The following is a 17,926-nucleotide window of genomic DNA, read 5'->3' as shown; positions in this document are numbered from 1 at the left end:
TTCAGTCTAGTCAACAACGCTCACTTGCGATAACCAGCAACTGGATAAACAGTCGCCCCCATCCAGCTCGCTCAGGCGATCACTCACCTCCTCCGGAAACAGGGTGCGCGCCCAGAGCCGCCGTGACAGAGAGGCCACGCTCTCGTCCGCGCCCGCCGCCAGCCAGCGGGCCAGCTCCCCCGCTACATCGGGGTAACAGACAGCCCCCGGCGAGGCGCTGTCGAGCCAGGTGCGCACCAGATTGGCATCGAGCACATCCATCAGGGTCGCCAGTCCCATCATCTCGAGGGTCTTGCCGTTGGTCAGCTGCTCGAACTGGCCGCCGAGGGGTTTGACCAGCAGCTTCTTGCCGAGAGTGAGCGCCTCGGAAGCCAGCTCGAAACCTGCGTTGGAGATTACGCCGCGACAACCGGCCAGCACGGCGATAAACCCGTGTCGCGACGGCGGCTCGAAGCGCAGATTGCGCCATTGGCTCGGGGTGCGAATGGCGGGGTGAAAGCAGACGAAGCGCTGCTGACCAAAGCGCGACAACAGGGCGGCGATCGCCTCGGTCTGCTCGAATGGCAGATAGACCAGGATCTCGCCGTTATCCGGCGCAGCGGCGATGGGGTCGATCACCGGCGGCAACAAGGGGTGACCAAAGTGAAACCAGTGCAGCCCGAGCGGCTGATCCACCGGAGCAAAGTGGCGCATCAGCTGACGGCTGACCCCATCCTCCCCCCAACGCGGGATGGGCCAGTTGAAGCTGGCCTGATGGCTGACTGTGAGGCTCGGCTTGCCATAGCGGCGGGCGGCATGGGCGGTCAACGGCTCAAAATCGCTCACCACCAGATCGTATTCGCTGCAATCGAGAGACCGCAGATCCCGCCAGAAGGTAAGCGGCGAGGCGGCTTGCAGGGTGCGCCACGGAGAAACTCGCCCCTCGTGACTGACAAAAGTGAGGCCGGGAAAGGCGCGGTAGGGGCCAAACTCCTCCATGTCGAAGTAGCGGTCGGCAGGGCGACCGCTGAAGAGATAATCCACCTCGACCCCTGCCGTGCGTAGCGCCCGCGCCAGGGTGCGACTGCGACTGATATGACCGTTGCCAGTGCCTTGCACCCCAAACAGTATCCTCATGAGTGACTCCAGCCGAGCGCCAGCACTGCACAACCGCCACCCAGCAGGGCACCGGCTACCAAATCACTCAGGTAGTGTACCCCGAGCAGCAGCCGGGATGCTCCCACCAGCGCCGCCCAACCAAACAGCAGGGGCGCCCAGAGTGGAAAGCCGGTGGCCAGTATAGTGGCCATCAGAAATGCGGCGGCGGTGTGGCCGGAGGGGAGGCTGTAACGATCGGAGGGGGTGATAAAGACCGGCAAGCCGACCGGCCGTTGCCGTTTCAGGCTGTTTTTCAGCAGCAGATAGAGGGGCAATTCGATGGCGAAGGCTAGCAGCGCCAGTCGCACCAGCTCCCGCTCTGCCTCCCCCTGCCACCAGAGCAGGGCGGCCAGCACAGCATAAAGCGGGCCATCGCCGGTGCGGGAAATGAGACGACTCACCCTCGCCTGCTGCCGGTTGTAGCCGTGAAGCAGGCAGACCCGGCACACCTGCAGGTCCCATTGCTGGATCTTGTTCATATCCCCTCCTTCCCTGAATTCTGCTTGCAGAGTAAGAAAGCGGGATGACGTTACGTTGAACAAGGGATAACAGATTTATGAAAAAAGGGCCGAATGGCCCTTTTTAATCTCGATGTTGCGGCAAAATCAGTGGCTGCCGCGCAGACCGGTCTCCATCAGACGGCAGTTGTGGTCCGCCAGACGGGCCATGAAGTGTTCATCCACTTTCAGGCCAAACACCTGCTCGTAGAGATCTTTCATCACGAACGGCTGCCACATCATGCTGAGGAAGGAGATCTTCAGCATGTCGGGATCCAGGTTGTCACCCAGCTCACCGTTGGACTTCATGGTTTCCAGCAGGGCATCGAACTGCGGCAGCTGACGTTCCAGCAGGCGGTTCAGCACAAAATCCCGGCCCGGGCTCTTCTCGGTCGACAATGCGCTGGAGATGGCAGAGGTCAGCTCGCTGTTGGGCGCCATCACCTGATAGTAGGTGTTGAGCAGCTCGTTGAGGCTGTGATTGCTGTGTTCATCTTGCCAAGCATGGTCGAGGGGTTCGGCCACATCGCCCAATACCGCTTTGTAAAGACCCTCTTTACTGCCAAAGTAGTAGTGGATCATTGCCAGATTGGAGCCAGCAAGCTCCGCGATTTCGCGTGTAGTCACCTTGCTATAGGGAGTATTGAGAAAACGCTCACGGGCGGCAGCAAGCAACTTGTCACGAATGTCAGAACGTCCGACCGGACGACCAGGTCTACGTTTTTCCATTTAACACCTCAGATAATTCAGCCAATGCTGATAAGTCGATCTGGTTGTGCAGAGAATAGAGCACAGCAGGAATGACCAGATAATCGGTCATGGGCCGAATATGGGACAAGGAAATTTGCAATCCTTTACAATCCGATTAAATACGTCAGCAGATTGCCCCTGACCTTCCGTGTTGACACAGCATAAAAATCTCGATATTGGTAAAAGCGTTATCGACTGGAAGGAATAACAACGTCATGCGTATCGCCACCCCGCTACTACTAATCTCCCTAATCGCGTTAACTCGCGCGGGATCCTTGTAGCCGGGCTAAGGCATAGCCGGAATTTACAAAAACCCGTGCACCCTGCACGGGTTTTTTTATGCCGCCGCAGGATGCACGTTACCGAACTTAGGAAGAGGGAAGTCACATGTCAGATCGGGTCATCATATTCGACACCACCTTGCGTGATGGTGAGCAGGCCCTGGCGGCCAGTTTGACAGTCAAGGAGAAGCTGCAGATCGCCCAGGCACTGGAACGGCTCGGTGTCGACGTCATGGAGGTGGGCTTCCCGGTCTCTTCTCCCGGCGATTTTCAATCGGTGCAGACCATCGCCCGCCACATCAAGAACAGCCGAGTCTGCGCCCTCGCCCGCGCCCTGCCAAAAGATATCGATGCCGCCGGTGAAGCCTTGCGGGTCGCCGAGTCGTTTCGCATCCACACCTTTATTTCCACCTCCTCCATCCATGTGGAGAGCAAGCTGAAAAAGAGCTTCGAGGATGTGCTGGAGATGGGAGTCGGCGCCATCAAGCACGCCCTGCGCTACACCGATGATGTGGAGTTCTCCTGCGAGGATGCAGGCCGCACCCCCATCGATAACCTCTGCCGCATGGTGGAGGCCGCCATCAAGGCGGGCGCCCGCACCATCAATATCCCCGATACCGTGGGCTACACGGTACCGACCGAGTTCTCCGGCATCATCCACACCCTGTTCAACCGGGTACCCAACATCGACAAGGCCATCATCTCGGTCCACTGCCACGATGATCTGGGGCTCTCGGTGGCTAACTCCATCGGCGCGGTGCAGATGGGGGCACGCCAGATTGAGTGCACCATCAACGGCATCGGCGAACGGGCGGGCAACTGCTCGCTGGAAGAGGTGGCGATGATCCTGAAAACCCGCGCCGACCTGCTCGGGGTGCAAACCAATATCCGCCACAACGAAATTCATCGCACCAGCACGCTGGTCAGCCAGCTGTGCAACATGCCGGTGCAGCCCAACAAGGCGATCGTCGGGGCCAACGCTTTCTCCCACAGCTCCGGCATCCATCAGGATGGGGTGCTCAAGGCGAAAAATACCTACGAAATCATCACTCCCGAGAGCATCGGCCTGACCCAGAACAACCTCAACATGACCTCCCGCTCCGGCCGTCACGTCATCAAGCACCGGATGGAGTCCATGGGTTATGCCGAGAGCAGCTACGACCTCGACCACCTCTACGGCAAGTTCCTGACCCTGGCCGACAAGAAGGGGCAGGTATTCGACTACGACCTCGAAGCGCTGGCCTTCTTCAGCCAGATCCACGAAGAGCCGGAGCACTTCAAGCTGGAGTACCTCGGGGTCCAGAGCGGTAGCTCGGTGCTGGCCACCGCCTCGGTCAAATTGAAGGTGGGACAGGATCTGATCTGCGAAGCGGCCACCGGCAATGGCCCGGTGGATGCGGTCTACCAGTGCATCAACCGCATCACCGGCTATGAGATCCGCATCGACAAATATGCCCTCAAGAGCAAGGGCGAAGGGGAAGATGCCCTCGGTCAGGTCGATATCGTCGCCGAGTACAAGGGGCGCAAATTCCACGGCATGGGGCTGGCTACCGACATCATCGAATCCTCGGCCCATGCCCTGCTCCATGTGATCAACAGCATCTGGCGCGCCGATCAGGTCGCCGAGCAGATGGAACGCAATAACAGCATCAAATCAGAAACCGTCTGAACAGGGCTCGGAACCAAACAGACGGCATGGAATGACAATATCAGGATGGAGAGTGTATGAGCAGTTATCGGATCGCAGTATTGCCGGGTGACGGCATTGGCCCGGAAGTGATGGCCGAGGCCGTCAAGGTGCTGGAGAAGGTGCAGGCCAGGTTCGGCCTCGCCTTCGAGTATGATCGCCATGACGTGGGCGGTATCGCCATCGACAACCACGGTACCCCGCTGCCGCAAAGCACGATCAAAGGTTGTGAAGCGGCCGATGCCGTGCTGTTTGGCTCGGTGGGCGGCCCGAAATGGGAACATCTGCCCCCTAACGATCAGCCGGAACGTGGCGCCCTGCTGCCCCTGCGCGCCCACTTCAAGCTGTTCTGCAACCTGCGTCCGGCCCGCATCTACACCGGTCTGGAGCAGTTCTCCCCGCTGCGCGCCGATATCTCCGATCGCGGTTTTGACATCGCCTGTGTGCGCGAGCTGACCGGTGGCATCTACTTCGGCCAGCCCAAGGGGCACGAGGGAGAAGGGGCGAACGAGAAGGCGTTCGACACCGAGGTGTACCATCGCTTCGAGATTGAGCGCATCGCCAAGATAGCGTTCGAATCGGCTCGCGGGCGCCGTGGCAAAGTCACCTCCATCGACAAGGCCAACGTGCTCGCCTCCTCCATTCTGTGGCGCGAAGTGGTGACCGAGGTAGCCAAGTCCTATCCGGACGTGACGCTGAACCATATGTATATCGACAACGCCACCATGCAGCTTATCAAGGATCCGTCCCAGTTCGACGTGCTGCTCTGCTCCAACCTGTTTGGTGACATTCTCTCTGACGAGTGCGCCATGATCACCGGCTCCATGGGGCTGCTCCCCTCTGCCAGCCTCAACGAATCGGGTTTCGGCCTGTTCGAACCGGCCGGTGGTTCGGCCCCGGATATCGCCGGCAAGGGTATTGCGAATCCCATTGCCCAGATCCTCTCAGCCGCCCTGATGCTGCGCTACAGCCTGGGCCAGGAAGCCGCAGCTCAAGCCATCGAGCAGGCCGTGGCCCAGACCCTGGCCGAGGGTTACTTCACCGCCGACCTGCATCAGGCCAGCGCCCGCCATCCGGTGCAGAGCACGTCCGAGATGGGTAGCCAGATCGCCGCCCGGATCTGAGCCGCATAACAGAGAACAAGGAAGAGAGAAGCAATGGCCAAGACCCTCTATCAGAAAGTATTCGACGCCCACGTGGTACGGGAAGTGGAAGGGGAGACCCCCCTCATCTACATCGACCGCCATCTGGTGCATGAAGTGACCAGCCCGCAGGCATTCGACGGCCTGCGCGCCATGAATCGCCAGCTGCGCCGCCCGGACCTGACCTGGGCCACCATGGATCACAACGTCTCCACCACCACCAAGGACATCGCCGCCTCCGGCGAGATGGCCCGCATCCAGATGGAGACGCTGGCGGACAACTGCAAGGAGTTCGGGGTTCGCCTCTACGATCTCAACCACAAATATCAGGGGATCGTCCATGTGATGGGCCCCGAGCTCGGCATTACCCTGCCCGGCACCACCATCGTCTGCGGCGACTCCCACACCGCCACCCACGGCGCCTTCGGCTCGCTGGCGTTCGGCATCGGCACTTCCGAAGTGGAACATGTGATGGCGACCCAGACCCTGAAACAGGGCCGCGCCAAGACCATGCGCATTTCGGTCAACGGCAAGCTGGCCGAGGGCATCAGCGCCAAGGACGTGGTACTGGCCATTATCGGCAAGGTCGGCCACGCCGGTGGTACCGGCTACGTGGTGGAGTTCGCTGGCGATGCCATTGCGAACCTCTCCATGGAAGGGCGGATGACGGTGTGCAACATGGCCATCGAGCTCGGCGCCAAGGCCGGCATGATCGCCCCCGACCAGACCACCATCGACTACATCCGTGGCAAGGAGTTTGCCCCCAAGGGCGAGGTACTGGAGCAGGCCATCGCCTACTGGCAGAGCCTCAAGAGCGATGAAGGTGCCCACTTCGATGCCGAAGTGGTGCTGGACGCCGCCGACATCGCCCCGCAGGTCACCTGGGGTACCAATCCGGGGCAGGTGATTGCCGTTAATGAACCCATTCCGGCACCGGAATCCTTTAGCGATCTGATGGAGCAGCAGTCCGCCCGCAAGGCTCTGGCCTACATGGACTTGCAACCGGGCCAGAAGCTCTCCGACGTCGCCATCGATAAGGTGTTCATCGGCTCGTGCACCAACAGCCGCATCGAGGATCTGCGCGCCGCCGCCGCCATCGCCCGCGGTCGCAAGGTCGCCGCTGGCGTGCAGGCGCTGGTGGTGCCTGGCTCAGAGCAGGTGAAGGCGCAGGCCGAAGCCGAGGGTCTGGACAAGATCTTCATCGAGGCTGGCTTTGAGTGGCGCCTGCCCGGCTGCTCCATGTGTCTGGCCATGAACAACGACCGACTGCAACCGGGGGAGCGCTGCGCCTCCACCAGCAACCGCAACTTCGAAGGGCGTCAGGGCCGCGCCGGCCGCACCCATCTGGTGAGCCCGGCCATGGCCGCCGCTGCCGCCGTCACCGGCCGCTTCGCCGACATTCGCGCACTGTAAGAGGACATTTCGATGACAGGATTCAAACAGCATAAAGGGATCGTCGTCCCCCTCGACAGCGCCAACGTCGACACCGACGCCATCATTCCCAAACAGTTTTTGCAGAAGGTCAACCGCATCGGTTTCGGCAAGCACCTGTTCCACGACTGGCGCTTCCTCGACGATGCCGGCCAGCAGCCGAACCTCGAGTTCGTGCTCAACCAACCGCAATTCGCCGGTGCCAGCATCCTGCTGGCTCGCGAGAACTTCGGCTGCGGGTCTAGTCGCGAGCACGCCCCCTGGGCGCTGGCGGACTACGGCTTCAAGACCATCATAGCGCCGAGCTTTGCCGACATCTTCTACGGCAACGCCATCAACAATGGCATGGTGCCGGTGCGCCTGAAGGAGGAGGAGGTCGATGCCCTGTTCCAGCTGGTGGCCGCCCAGCCGGGCATCGAGATCGAGGTGGATCTGGAAGCGAATAAGGTGCGCGCAGCTAGCCTCAGCTTCGGTTTCGAGATCGATGAATTCCGCCGTTACTGTCTGCTCAACGGCTTGGATGCCATCGGTCTGACCCTGCAGCACGAGGCCGCCATCAGCGCCTTTGAGGCGAAGCAGCCGAGCTGGATTTAACGCGCCAGTTGCAAAAAAACGAGTAGAATCAACAGGGAGCTTCGGCTCCCTGTTTTACCGTCCGCTACGCTTCCCAATTTGGGCCACCGGAACTGGCCCGTGCCACAGGAAAGGATGATGAAGAGACCGACGGCAATTCCTCTGCTCTGTGCCCTGCTGCTTGCCCTGCCTGCGGGGGCCAGCCAAACCAGCTTCAACAACAGCCTCGGCCAGATCAGCGTCGGCTGGCAGGATAGCGAAGGCAAATCCCAACAGCTCACCTACCGGCTCGAACAGGGCAAGTTACCGCCTCTCATCGCCTATCGCCCGGCCAGAATGCAGGAGGAGGTATTGCAGGTATTGCTGCGGGAGGTGCGCCAGAACTACCCCGAGGTGCAGTTCACCCTCTCCCGCCCCTCGCTGGAGCTGCATCTGAAAAGCCGCAATCAGGACAAGGCACGCGAGGCGATGGCCTTTCTGCAGTCCAAGCGGAGCAAAGAGGAGCAGGCGTGGCTGACCAAACACTACTTCCAGTACTTCAACACCCCCGACGGGCAGCTGGCGGTGAAGCAAGATCATGTGCGCATCGCGCTGGAGAGTCGCAGCGGGCTGGCTCCGCTGGCGGATCAGCTCAAACAGCAGGGCAGTACCGAAACAGAAGCGCGCCAGAAAACCGTGGCCCATATGCTCACCTTTATCCAGAGCATCCCCTATCAGCAGCTCGACAGCCTGAATGGAAGACAGGGCAAGGGCTTCCTCCCGCCCCGTCAGGTACTGGAACAGAACCGGGGTGATTGCGACAGCAAGGTAACCCTGATGGCCGCCATGCTGGCCCAGCTCTTTCCCGAGCTGAAACAGGCCATGGTGTTCGTCCCCGGCCATGCCCTGCTGGCTGTTGACCTGCCCGCCAAGCCGGGGGATGCGACCCTCAACTGGCAGGGGCAAAACTACCTGCTGCTCGAACCCACAGGCCCCGCCACCTTGCCTGCGGGCCAAATAGCTTCGACCAGCAAAACGCTGGTCGATAGCAAGCAGTTGAGTGTGCAACCGGTTCAGGAAAAAGGCTAACCCCCTCCCTCTGCCGATGAGGAGAGAGGATTAACCCTGAGGCAGAAACTCCACCGCCAGCAGCAACCCGCTCTCCTCCTCCAGCACCCGGATAATACGGGCATGAGCTTCAAAGGGAGGCAACAGGTTGTTGTTGGTGGCAAGACTGATCCGGATGGGCTGATTGATGTCGAGCTGGTGTTCAGAGACCGCAATTCCCATGCCGTTGGCACTGAGATCCCGGCAGATCCCCTCCAGCACCAGCTGCTGCTGATAGACGGTGACCGGAGCATTGATGACCATGCGCGCAAAGGCACGCCTTTCCTTGGTATTGGTAAGCACGCGAACATCCTCTGTTGGGTGGGCGTCATCTCATGGGTATTGCACAATTGTGCTGGTCTACCCAAAAGAACGTTAATACAATGCGGTTCGTTTCTCAAACGGGGTGCGGTTTACCGCTGAGATTATACCCGTGTACCTGATCCAGATAATGCTGGCGGAGGAATTTGAGGCATGGCGCTCATTTTTTGCGCCCTCACCCGCTGGCACCTCGTTATTAACAAGTAATAGGGAGTGCCACCCATGAAGACCCTGCTGCTGGTCACCACCGGCCTTCTGTCGGCCAATGTGTTCGCCGCCGACACCCTCACCGTCTACACCTACAGCTCTTTCACTGCCGAGTGGGGTCCGGGGCCCAAGATCAAACAGGCCTTCGAGAAAGAGTGCGACTGCACCCTCAATCTGGTTCCCCTCGAAGATGGGGTCGCCATCCTCAACCGGCTGCGGCTGGAGGGCAACCACAGCAAGGCCGATCTGGTGCTGGGGCTCGACGATGCCCTCATCAGCGAAGCCAAGCAGAGCGGTCTGTTCGCCCCCCATCCCGCCAAGCTGGATGGCATCAAGGTGCCGGGTGGCTGGCAGGATGACACCTTCGTCCCCTACGACTACGGCTACTTCGCCTTCGTCTATGACAAAGACAAACTCAAGCAGCCGCCCAAGAGCCTGAAAGAGCTGGTGGAGCGTCCCGACCTCAAAGTGATCTATCAGGATCCCCGCACCTCCACCCCGGGGCAGGGGTTGATGCTGTGGATGAAGTCTGTCTACGGCGACAAGGCGCCTGCCGCCTGGGGCGAGCTTGCCAAAAAGACGGTTACCGTCACCAAGGGGTGGTCAGAGGCTTATGGCATGTTCCTCGATGGCGAAGCGGACATGGTGCTCTCCTACACCACCTCTCCGGCCTATCACCTGATTGCCGAGAGCAAGCCCCAGTATCAGGCTGCGGCATTTGAAGAGGGGCACTACCGTCAGGTAGAAGTGGCCGCCAAGCTGAAGAGCGCCAAACAGGAGAAGCTGGCTGACCAGTTCCTGCAATTTATGGTGAGCCCCGCCTTCCAGAACGAGATCCCGACCGGCAACTGGATGTATCCCGTTATCGACACGCCGCTGCCCAAGGGCTTCGAGCAGATGATCACCGTAGCCAAGCCGCTCGCCTTCAGCAGCGATGAGGTGGCCGCCAATCACAAAGGGTGGATCCGCGAGTGGCTGCAAGCCGTCACCCAGTGAGCCATTATCTGAAACTACAGGCTCGTCCCCTCTGGTGGTTGCCGGGCAGTGTAGCTACCCTGTTGATCCTGCTGTTATCCCTCGGGCCGCTGGCGGCCCTATTGTGGCAGGCCGGTTCACTGGCCCCCCGCACCCTGCTCGCAGATCCTTATCTGCGCCATGTGCTGGGCTTCAGTCTGGGGCAGGCACTGCTCTCCACCCTGCTCAGTCTCGGGCTCGCCATTCCGGTGGCCCGCGCGCTGGCGCGGCGGCGCTTCGTTGGCCGCACCCTGCTGATCAAGTTGTTTGGCCTCTCGCTGGTACTGCCGGTCATCATCGCCATCTTCGGTATCGTGGCTGTCCACGGCAAACAGGGATGGCTGCCGCAGCTGCTGCGCACCTTGGGGCTGGATCCAGGCAATTATCTCTACGGCCTGTTCGGTATCCTGCTGGCCCACGTCTTCTTCAACATGCCGCTGGCGGCCCGCCTGATGCTGCAGAGCATAGAGAGCATCCCCGAATCGAGCTGGCGCCTTGCCAGCCAGCTCGGCATGCGCTCATCCCATATCTTCCGGCTGCTGGAGTGGCCTCTTATTCGCGGCATATTGCCGGGGCTGGCCAGCCTCATCTTTATGCTCTGCTTCACCAGCTTCACCACAGTGCTGGCGCTGGGAGGCGGTCCGAAATCCACCACGCTGGAGGTGGCCGTCTATCAGGCGCTGCGCTTTGACTTCGATCTCGCCACCGCAGGCGGACTGGCGCTGGTGCAGCTGATCCTGACCGCCGCCCTGCTCGCCCTGCAGCACAAGCTGCAGAGCACCCCGGCCAGCAGGGTGACACCCCGTCGTCCCTGCCTGCGGCCGGATCGCCATCAGCCAGGCACGGCCGTGGTGGATCTCCTCTCGCTCAGCATCGGGCTCGCCATCTTTCTGCCACCGTTGCTGGCCATCATCGTCGCCGGCCTCCACCCCGGTCTGCTGACGGCGCTCACCTCCGCCAAACTGTGGCAGGCGAGCGGCCAGTCGCTGTTGATTGCGTTGGCAGCCGGTGCATTGGCCACCTTGCTCGGCGGTGCACTGCTGCTGACCAGCCGTCATCTACGGATACGGGCTCGCAAGCGGCGGGCTGCCGCCCTGTGGGAGGCCAGCGGCTCGGTGATCCTGATGATCCCGGCAGTGGTGCTCTCTACCGGTCTCTTCATCCTGTTTATGCCGTTCGCCGATGTGTTCGCCCTCGGCCCCTGGCTGGTGGTGCTGGTCAACGCCCTGATGGCGCTACCCTATGTGATGCGCACCCTCTCCGCCCCCATGCAGCTGGTGGTGCGCCAATACGACCGGCTGGCGGATAGCCTGGGGGTACGCGGCCTGCATCGCCTGCGACTGGTGGAGTGGCCGCTGCTGCGCCGCCCGCTGGCACTGGCGATGGCGCTGTCGATGATCCTCTCGCTGGGGGATCTTGGCGCCATCGCCATGTTTGGCAGTCAGGAGCTCACCACCCTGCCCTGGCTGCTCTACCAACAGCTTGGCAGCTATCGATTGACCGAGGCAGCCGCCACCGCGCTGCTGCTGCTGACGCTCTGTTTCTCCCTGTTCTGGCTGGTGGAGCGGGGTCTTGGAGGAAAACATGCTGAACATTGATACGCTGGTGACCAGCTACCCCGACTGGCGCGTCAGCTTCAGCGCGACCCTGCCCAAGGGAGAGATCACCGCACTGATCGGCCCAAGCGGCGCAGGTAAATCGACCCTGCTCGGGATGATCGCCGGCTTCGTGCCGGTGGAATCAGGCCGTCTCAGCTTCGATGGCGAAGATCTGCTGCCGCTGGGCCCCGCCGAGCGACCAGTCACCACCCTGTTTCAGGATCACAACCTGTTCCTCCATCTGTCGGTGTTCGACAATATCGCCATCGGCTTGCACCCGGGTCTGCGCCTGAGTGCCGCCCAACGGGCACAGGTGATCGATGCAGCCGAGCGGGTTGGTCTTGGCGAGATGCTAAACCGTCTGCCGGAGCAGCTCTCCGGCGGCCAGCAGCAGCGGGTCGCGCTGGCTCGCGCGCTGGTGCGCGGCAAACCGCTGCTGCTGCTGGATGAGCCCTTCTCTGCCCTCGATCCCGCCCTGCGCCGGGAGATGCTGGCGGAAGTGGCGAGGCTAGCCTGCGAGCAAGGCATTACCGTACTGATGGTCTCCCACAATCCTGAGGATGCCCAGCTTATCGCCGATCAGGTGCTCTTTGTGGACGAGGGGCGCATCGCCCTGCAGGGAAAGCCGGATATTCTGCAACACAGCAACCACCCGGGGCTGCTGCGCTACCTTGGACAGTGATCTAAGGACACTGAACTGGTGACGGGATCAAAAAAGGGAAGCCAAGTGGCTTCCCTTTTTCATATGAAGATAGTCAGCTAAATCAGAGATTTTCCTCGGCGAACGAGGCCAGTCGGCTGCGTACCACGCCGTTGAGGAAGATGTTGGCACTGCCGTCAAAATCCTTGAAACGCTCGACGATGTAGGTGAGACCCGAGGTCACCGGGCTCAGGTAGTTGGAGTCGATCTGGGCCAAGTTACCGGAACAGACGATCTTGGTGCCCTCCCCGCAACGGGTAATGATGGTCTTGATCTGGGAAGCCGTCAGGTTCTGGCACTCATCCAGCAGCACGAAGGTGTTCTGGATGCTGCGCCCACGCATGAAGTTGACCGATTTGAACTGGATGTTGGCCTTCTCCATGATGTAGCTGAGCGAGCCGCTCATGTTCTCGTCCTGCTTGTGCAGCACCTCCAGGGTGTCGGTCACCGCCGCCAGCCAAGGCATCATCTTCTCCTCTTCAGTGCCGGGCAGGAAGCCGATGCTCTCGGCAATTTCCGGGGTATTTCGAGTGACGATCACCTTCTCGTAGATCCCCTTCTCGATCACCAGCTCCAGCGCGGCAGCCATCGCCAGCAAGGTTTTGCCGCAACCGGCCGGGCCGGTCAGGATCACCAGATCGATGTGCGGATCCAGCAGTGCATCCAGCGCCATCCCCTGATAGACGTTCTTGGGATGTACACCCCACGCCTTGCGGGACATCAGTCGCTCGCGGCCCAGATCCTTGATGCGGATCTTCTGGCCATCGTGACTGAGCACCCGGGCTGCGAAGAAATTCTCCTCATCCACCAGATACTGGTTTACGTGAACCCCCTCCAGCAGATTGGCATCGATCACATGGATGGTATCGCGGCCGTGGGTCTCGCTCTCACACTCGCCAACCCGCTCCCAGAAGCTGCCGGGCACCACCTGAAAGCCCTTGGCCAGAAGGCGGATATCGTCGATCAGCTGGTCGCTGCGATAATCCTCAACATGGGCAAGACCGGCACCTTTGGCCTTGAGGCGCATGTTGATGTCTTTGGTGACCAGCACCACCTGACGCTTCAACTCATGCTTTTGCAGATAGAGGGCCGCGTTGATGATGCGGTTGTCGGCCTCCTTGTCGGTGAACACCTCGGCATCCTGCGGCAGATGGTGATCGCTGAAGATGCAGATATGGCCGCTCGCCTCGCCGGCCAGCGGTACTCCTTGCGCAATCTGCTCCGGAGTCGCATCGCGGAACACATCTTCCAGCGCACGGATGGCTACCCGCGCATCGCGGCTGACATCCTTGTGGCGATCCTTGATGTTATCGAGCTCTTCCAGCACCGTCATGGGGATGAGCACGTCGTGCTCTTTGAAGGAGTAGATAGCGAGGGGTTCGTGAAGCAGAACGTTGGTATCCAGGATAAACAGCTTTCGGTCCGTATTGTCCATAAGCATCCTCCTTGGCACTGAAGGGCCACGTGTGTGAATCTCAGATGTCATTGAAACCACACGGCCGTGACAGTTTTATTACCCTCAACGCTACGCCCGATTTTACTATCGCGCAACAAATCACTTGGCCGCCTAATTTGATTGCGCATAAAAACAGCAATACAAAGACCGGCACTGTGGCCGGTCTTTTTTCTATCGTTCAACTACTTGAGCATGTTTGTCAGCCGCACTTGGAGTCGCCACAGTTGAGGCAGGTCATGCAGCCATCCTTCAGCACCAGCGCCTTGGTGTGGCACTTGTAGCAGAGCGCGGCATTGGCCGGGAAACCACTGCCAGTCTGTTGCTCTTCAGCCTCCTGAGCCGCCTTCAACTCGGCCTGCTTCTCGGCCAGAAACGCCTGCTGATGCTCGTCCAACCCCGGCGCCTTGAGCATGCCTATCTCGGTGAGATGGCTCTCGATCACGTTGCCAATTTCGGCGATCAGCGATGGAACGTACTTGCCCTTGTTCCAGTATCCGCCCTTGGGATCAAACACCGAGCGCAGCTCCTCCACCAGGAAAGTGACATCCCCACCCTTGCGGAATACCGCCGAGATGATGCGGGTCAGCGCCACGATCCACTGATAGTGCTCCAGGCTCTTGGAGTTGATGAAAATCTCGAACGGACGGCGAGTTTCGTGAACCGTGCCCTCGTTGAGAATGATGTCGTTGATGGTGATGAACAGTGAGTGCTCGGAGACATGCTCCGGCGTCTTCAGCTTGTAGGTGGTGCCCATCAGCCGCTCCGGGCGCAGCACGGTTTCGTGCATGTGCACCACGTCATCCTGCGCAGAGAGATCTTCTTGCGGCTCATCCTTGGTACGCACCTTGTAGGCGACGATTTTTTTGTCGATCTTCTTGACCATAATGTCGTTCTCAGAATTTACCGTAATAGCCTTCTTTCAAGGCGTCGTAGAGGTTGGCGGCCGTATGCAGCTCGCCATCATATTCGATCTCTTCGTTCCCCTTGACGGAGATGACGGAGCCATCCTCCAGAGTGAACTCATAGAGGGTGTTCTCCAGATCTTTCTCCTTCACCAGCACGCCCTGGAAGGCCTCCGGATTGAAGCGGAAGGTGGTGCAGCCCTTGAGGCCGGAGTCCGAGGCATACATGTAGATATCCTTGAACTGCTCGAACGGGAAATCGGTCGGCACATTGGCAGTCTTGGAGATGGAGGAGTCGATCCAGCGCTGGGCCGCCGCCTGAATGTCCACATGCTGCGCCGGAGTGATGTCATCAGCAGTAATGAAGAACTCAGGTAGGCGGCTCGCCTCCTCTTCGCTGTACGGCATGGCGACCGGATTCACCAGCTCGCGGTAGGCCAGCAGCTCGAAGGAGTAGACATCCACGCTCTCCTTGCTCTTCTTGCCCGGCTTGATGACGTTGCGGCTGTAGTGGTGAGCAAAGCTCGGCTCGATGCCGTTGCTGGCGTTGTTGGCCAGTGACAGCGAGATGGTGCCGGTGGGCGCAATACTGCTGTGATGGGTGAAACGACCACCCACTTCCGCCAGCTCGGCGACCAGCGCAGGATCCACCTCGGCAACCTGCTGCATGTAACGGCTGTAGCGTGCGTGCAGCACCTTGCCCTTCACCTTGTCGCCCACCTTGATGCCATCAGCCGCCATCTCGGGGCGCAGACGCAGCATCTTGCCGGTCACTTCAAACTCCTGCTCCATGATGGGGGCCGGGCCCTTCTCCTTGGCAAGACGCAGGGACTCCTGCCAGCCGGTCATCGCCAGCTCCTGGGATACCTGCTCGGTGAAGGCGACGGACGCGGCAGAACCGTACTTGATCTGCAGCATGGTCAGGGTCGAACCAAGACCCAGGAAACCCATGCCATGCCGGCGTTTGGCTGTGATCTCCTCGCGCTGTTTGGCTAGCGGCAGCTGGTTGATCTCCACCACGTTGTCGAGCATGCGGGTAAAGATGGCCACCACCTTGCGAAACGCCTGCCAATCGAACGCAGCGCTTTCAGTAAAAGGGTCGCGCACAAACTTGGTCAGATTGACCGAGCCCAGCAGGCAGGCGCCATAAGGCGGCAAAGGCTGCTCGCCACAGGGGTTGGTCGCGCGGATCTCTTCACAGAACCAGTTGTTGTTCATCTGGTTGACCTTGTCGATCAGGATGAAGCCGGGCTCTGCATAGTCATAGGTGGAGGTCATGATGACATTCCACAGCTTGCGGGCGGGCATGGTCTTGTAAACCTTGCAGGCGACCTGCCCCAGCTCGTTGAATACAACCCCTTCCTTGTTGGGCCAGTCGGCCCATAGCACCTGAGCAGGATCGTCCAGCGCAATGCCATCCTGCTCCACCTCTTTGGCGGTGTAGGGGAAGATCAGCGACCAAGGTGCATCCTCTTTCACCGCCTTGACGAAATCTTCGGTGATGAGCAGGGAGAGGTTGAACTGACGCAGGCGGCCATCTTCACGCTTGGCCTGAATAAACTCGATCACATCGGGATGGCGGATATCCATGGTGCCCATCTGGGCGCCGCGACGGCCACCGGCTGACGAGACGGTGAAACACATCTTGTCATAGATATCCATAAAGGAGAGCGGGCCGGAAGTGTAGGCACCGGCACCGGAGACAAAGGCACCCCGCGGGCGCAGGGTCGAGAAGTCATAGCCGATACCGCACCCGGCTTTCAGGGTCAGGCCAGCCTCGTGCACCTTGCCGAGGATATCGTCCATCGAATCTTCGATGGTACCGGAAACAGTACAGTTGATGGTTGAAGTGGCAGGCTTGTGCTCAAACGCCCCGGCGTTGGAGGTGATGCGACCCGCCGGAATGGCCCCATTGCGCAGCGCCCACAGGAACGGCTCATACCAGGCCTCCGGTTCCGGCTCCTGCTCTGCCAACGCACGGGCTACCCGCTGGTAAGTCTCATCGATAGAGCTGTCGATGGGAGTGCCATCCTTGCTCTTGAGGCGATACTTGCTATCCCAGATCTCGAGGGACGTTTCCTGCATGGGGATAAGGCGGGAGCCAAGCTCACTCTCCAGCACCGGGTTCGATTTAGCCATTTTCAATCAACCTTATGTGAATGCATCAACATCATGACAACAGCAGAAAACACAACTAATGGTGCCATCTAAAATTAATGGCACAACATATAGTACACCTGATGCCATGAGGGCGCAGATTCTAACCTAAAAAAATGCCCCGGCCAGCAGATTTCTGGGCCAGGGCACTTAACTGATTAATTTGCTGAGAGATTTAACACTCAGAGATAGATCAGGGCTTCTTGACGTAAACGGTCGGTGTTTCACCCGCCATATTCAGATAGAACTCGTAGACGCCATCAGCATCCGGTGAGAACTTCATGTCCTCATACTTGGAGCAGGGGTTGACCGGCACCGCCTCACCACCCAACACGGCAACACCATCACTCGGGCTCTTGTAACCAAAGTTGGTCCCGCAGCTCCAGCCTGAATCAGCAAACTTGAACTTGTAGGGGGCCCACTCTTTCTTGAGGGTGCCTTTGGCCATATAGAGCTTGTCGGCCACCTTGACTACCTTGCTTTCATCAGTCGCCATCCAGTCGTTCATCTCCCCGCGCAGGTAGATGGACTTGCCACCGAAGTCGCTGTTGTCTGCCCCCGCCTGCTCTGCACCACCATTGGATGCGCAACCGCCTAATACCAGGGTTCCCGCCGCCAGCATCATCGTTACTGTTCTTTTGAACATGGGTCTATTCCTTAAATTATTGTGATTCCTTGGTCCATCCATGTGGACTGAAGAATTAAACCAGAGCGGGCATCACAAGAAAGGTAGAGGCATCACATTCTGTGTTTTTTATATCCAACCCATTGAACCAGCGAGCAAATATTGAACACGAAAGGAGATCCTTTTGGGGCTTAACAGGGGGGGGATTCAATGAATGACAAGAAGGGAAAAGCTTAATAAGCTGGCGACTTGCTGAATAGCAGGTAATAAAAAACCCCGCTCATAGAGCGGGGTTTCTTGTATTGGGTGCCTGGCAGTGTCCTACTCTCGCATGGCGAATGCCACACTACCATCGGCGCTAC

General features: G+C 59.6%; 16 protein-coding genes and 1 riboswitch. Of the genes, 8 read left to right on the top strand and 8 right to left on the bottom strand.

What is annotated here, in order from left to right; all coding sequences use genetic code 11:
- Positions 1 to 6: 6 nt before the first annotated feature.
- The 3 genes from G5315_RS17960 to G5315_RS17950 form a co-directional block, all read right to left on the bottom strand.
- Positions 7 to 1,116 carry an MJ1255/VC2487 family glycosyltransferase gene (locus tag G5315_RS17960; RefSeq protein WP_139461287.1) on the bottom strand — a complete coding sequence of 370 codons (1,110 nt, stop codon included), beginning with the start codon at positions 1,114 to 1,116 and terminating at the stop codon, positions 7 to 9.
- Positions 1,113 to 1,616 (bottom strand): phosphatase PAP2 family protein, encoded by a 504-nt coding sequence (locus G5315_RS17955; protein ID WP_005339149.1) that lies wholly within the window; start codon positions 1,614 to 1,616, stop codon positions 1,113 to 1,115. Before G5315_RS17955 ends, G5315_RS17960 begins: the two co-directional genes overlap by 4 nt.
- Positions 1,617 to 1,742: 126 nt before the next feature.
- On the bottom strand, positions 1,743 to 2,363 hold the full coding sequence (locus G5315_RS17950; RefSeq protein WP_005349170.1) for a TetR/AcrR family transcriptional regulator: 621 nt from the start codon (positions 2,361 to 2,363) through the stop codon (positions 1,743 to 1,745).
- A 408-nt stretch (positions 2,364 to 2,771) separates the two neighbouring features.
- Here G5315_RS17950 and leuA point away from each other — a divergent pair, with 408 nt between their 5' ends.
- From leuA to G5315_RS17925, 5 genes are all read left to right on the top strand, one after another.
- Positions 2,772 to 4,334: a 2-isopropylmalate synthase gene (gene leuA / locus G5315_RS17945; protein ID WP_335844165.1), complete on the top strand. Its 1,563-nt coding sequence runs from the start codon at positions 2,772 to 2,774 to the stop codon at positions 4,332 to 4,334.
- Positions 4,335 to 4,390: 56 nt separating this feature from the next.
- Complete coding sequence (gene leuB, locus G5315_RS17940; protein WP_421333610.1) at positions 4,391 to 5,476, top strand: 3-isopropylmalate dehydrogenase; 1,086 nt, start codon at positions 4,391 to 4,393, stop codon at positions 5,474 to 5,476.
- A 33-nt stretch (positions 5,477 to 5,509) separates the two neighbouring features.
- Positions 5,510 to 6,907, top strand: coding sequence for a 3-isopropylmalate dehydratase large subunit (gene leuC / locus G5315_RS17935; protein WP_421333608.1), 1,398 nt, complete (start codon positions 5,510 to 5,512; stop codon positions 6,905 to 6,907).
- A gap of 12 nt (positions 6,908 to 6,919) precedes the next feature.
- On the top strand, positions 6,920 to 7,519 hold the full coding sequence (gene leuD, locus G5315_RS17930; RefSeq protein WP_199415535.1) for a 3-isopropylmalate dehydratase small subunit: 600 nt from the start codon (positions 6,920 to 6,922) through the stop codon (positions 7,517 to 7,519).
- A gap of 117 nt (positions 7,520 to 7,636) precedes the next feature.
- Positions 7,637 to 8,566 carry a transglutaminase domain-containing protein gene (locus G5315_RS17925; RefSeq protein WP_266135457.1) on the top strand — a complete coding sequence of 310 codons (930 nt, stop codon included), beginning with the start codon at positions 7,637 to 7,639 and terminating at the stop codon, positions 8,564 to 8,566.
- Between the two features lie 30 nt (positions 8,567 to 8,596).
- Here the strand turns inward: G5315_RS17925 and G5315_RS17920 are convergent, their stop codons facing one another.
- Positions 8,597 to 8,887, bottom strand: a complete 291-nt coding sequence (locus G5315_RS17920; protein ID WP_005339160.1) for a PilZ domain-containing protein — start codon at positions 8,885 to 8,887, stop codon at positions 8,597 to 8,599.
- 89 nt (positions 8,888 to 8,976) lie between these two features.
- A riboswitch (TPP riboswitch) is annotated at positions 8,977 to 9,067 on the top strand.
- Positions 9,068 to 9,127: 60 nt separating this feature from the next.
- On the opposite strand from G5315_RS17920, the gene thiB reads away from it, so the two are divergent.
- Genes thiB through thiQ form a run of 3 tightly spaced genes read left to right on the top strand, consistent with a single transcriptional unit; the run spans position 9,128 to position 12,406 of the window.
- Positions 9,128 to 10,108 carry a thiamine ABC transporter substrate binding subunit gene (thiB, locus tag G5315_RS17915; protein ID WP_421333607.1) on the top strand — a complete coding sequence of 327 codons (981 nt, stop codon included), beginning with the start codon at positions 9,128 to 9,130 and terminating at the stop codon, positions 10,106 to 10,108.
- Positions 10,105 to 11,724 carry a thiamine/thiamine pyrophosphate ABC transporter permease gene (thiP, locus tag G5315_RS17910; RefSeq protein ID WP_421333606.1) on the top strand — a complete coding sequence of 540 codons (1,620 nt, stop codon included), beginning with the start codon at positions 10,105 to 10,107 and terminating at the stop codon, positions 11,722 to 11,724. Before thiB ends, thiP begins: the two co-directional genes overlap by 4 nt.
- Entirely contained in the window at positions 11,711 to 12,406 is a 696-nt protein-coding gene (gene thiQ / locus G5315_RS17905) for a thiamine ABC transporter ATP-binding protein (protein WP_421333604.1), read from the top strand. Before thiP ends, thiQ begins: the two co-directional genes overlap by 14 nt.
- An 82-nt stretch (positions 12,407 to 12,488) precedes the next feature.
- Here thiQ and G5315_RS17900 read toward each other — a convergent pair whose 3' ends face one another.
- The 4 genes from G5315_RS17900 to G5315_RS17885 form a co-directional block, all read right to left on the bottom strand.
- On the bottom strand, positions 12,489 to 13,859 hold the full coding sequence (locus tag G5315_RS17900) for a PhoH family protein (protein WP_041210371.1): 1,371 nt from the start codon (positions 13,857 to 13,859) through the stop codon (positions 12,489 to 12,491).
- A 220-nt stretch (positions 13,860 to 14,079) separates the two neighbouring features.
- On the bottom strand, positions 14,080 to 14,763 hold the full coding sequence (locus tag G5315_RS17895) for an NrdJb (protein WP_144713660.1): 684 nt from the start codon (positions 14,761 to 14,763) through the stop codon (positions 14,080 to 14,082).
- A gap of 10 nt (positions 14,764 to 14,773) precedes the next feature.
- Positions 14,774 to 16,921: an adenosylcobalamin-dependent ribonucleoside-diphosphate reductase gene (locus G5315_RS17890; protein WP_421333602.1), complete on the bottom strand. Its 2,148-nt coding sequence runs from the start codon at positions 16,919 to 16,921 to the stop codon at positions 14,774 to 14,776.
- Positions 16,922 to 17,132: 211 nt separating this feature from the next.
- Positions 17,133 to 17,585: a pullulanase gene (locus G5315_RS17885; RefSeq protein WP_005349109.1), complete on the bottom strand. Its 453-nt coding sequence runs from the start codon at positions 17,583 to 17,585 to the stop codon at positions 17,133 to 17,135.
- Positions 17,586 to 17,926 lie beyond the last annotated feature (341 nt).

Source organism: Aeromonas sp. 603607 (genome assembly GCF_049171595.1).
In the GTDB taxonomy this organism is placed as follows: Bacteria; Pseudomonadota; Gammaproteobacteria; order Enterobacterales; family Aeromonadaceae; genus Aeromonas; species Aeromonas veronii.
Note: the sequence above shows the minus strand (reverse complement) of the source record. Positions and strands in the feature narration are given on the sequence as shown.

Bases quoted from the DNA above. Each gene is read 5' to 3' on its own strand.
- leuA (WP_335844165.1), top strand. From the start codon at position 2,772: ATGTCAGATCGGGTCATCATATTCGACACCACCTTGCGTGATGGTGAG.
- G5315_RS17960 (WP_139461287.1), bottom strand. From the start codon at position 1,116: ATGAGGATACTGTTTGGGGTGCAAGGCACTGGCAACGGTCATATCAGT.
- G5315_RS17890 (WP_421333602.1), bottom strand. From the start codon at position 16,921: ATGGCTAAATCGAACCCGGTGCTGGAGAGTGAGCTTGGCTCCCGCCTT.
- G5315_RS17955 (WP_005339149.1), bottom strand. From the start codon at position 1,616: ATGAACAAGATCCAGCAATGGGACCTGCAGGTGTGCCGGGTCTGCCTG.
- G5315_RS17925 (WP_266135457.1), top strand. From the start codon at position 7,637: ATGAAGAGACCGACGGCAATTCCTCTGCTCTGTGCCCTGCTGCTTGCC.
- G5315_RS17950 (WP_005349170.1), bottom strand. From the start codon at position 2,363: ATGGAAAAACGTAGACCTGGTCGTCCGGTCGGACGTTCTGACATTCGT.
- thiB (WP_421333607.1), top strand. From the start codon at position 9,128: ATGAAGACCCTGCTGCTGGTCACCACCGGCCTTCTGTCGGCCAATGTG.
- leuB (WP_421333610.1), top strand. From the start codon at position 4,391: ATGAGCAGTTATCGGATCGCAGTATTGCCGGGTGACGGCATTGGCCCG.
- leuC (WP_421333608.1), top strand. From the start codon at position 5,510: ATGGCCAAGACCCTCTATCAGAAAGTATTCGACGCCCACGTGGTACGG.
- leuD (WP_199415535.1), top strand. From the start codon at position 6,920: ATGACAGGATTCAAACAGCATAAAGGGATCGTCGTCCCCCTCGACAGC.
- G5315_RS17885 (WP_005349109.1), bottom strand. From the start codon at position 17,585: ATGTTCAAAAGAACAGTAACGATGATGCTGGCGGCGGGAACCCTGGTA.
- G5315_RS17900 (WP_041210371.1), bottom strand. From the start codon at position 13,859: ATGGACAATACGGACCGAAAGCTGTTTATCCTGGATACCAACGTTCTG.
- thiQ (WP_421333604.1), top strand. From the start codon at position 11,711: ATGCTGAACATTGATACGCTGGTGACCAGCTACCCCGACTGGCGCGTC.
- G5315_RS17895 (WP_144713660.1), bottom strand. From the start codon at position 14,763: ATGGTCAAGAAGATCGACAAAAAAATCGTCGCCTACAAGGTGCGTACC.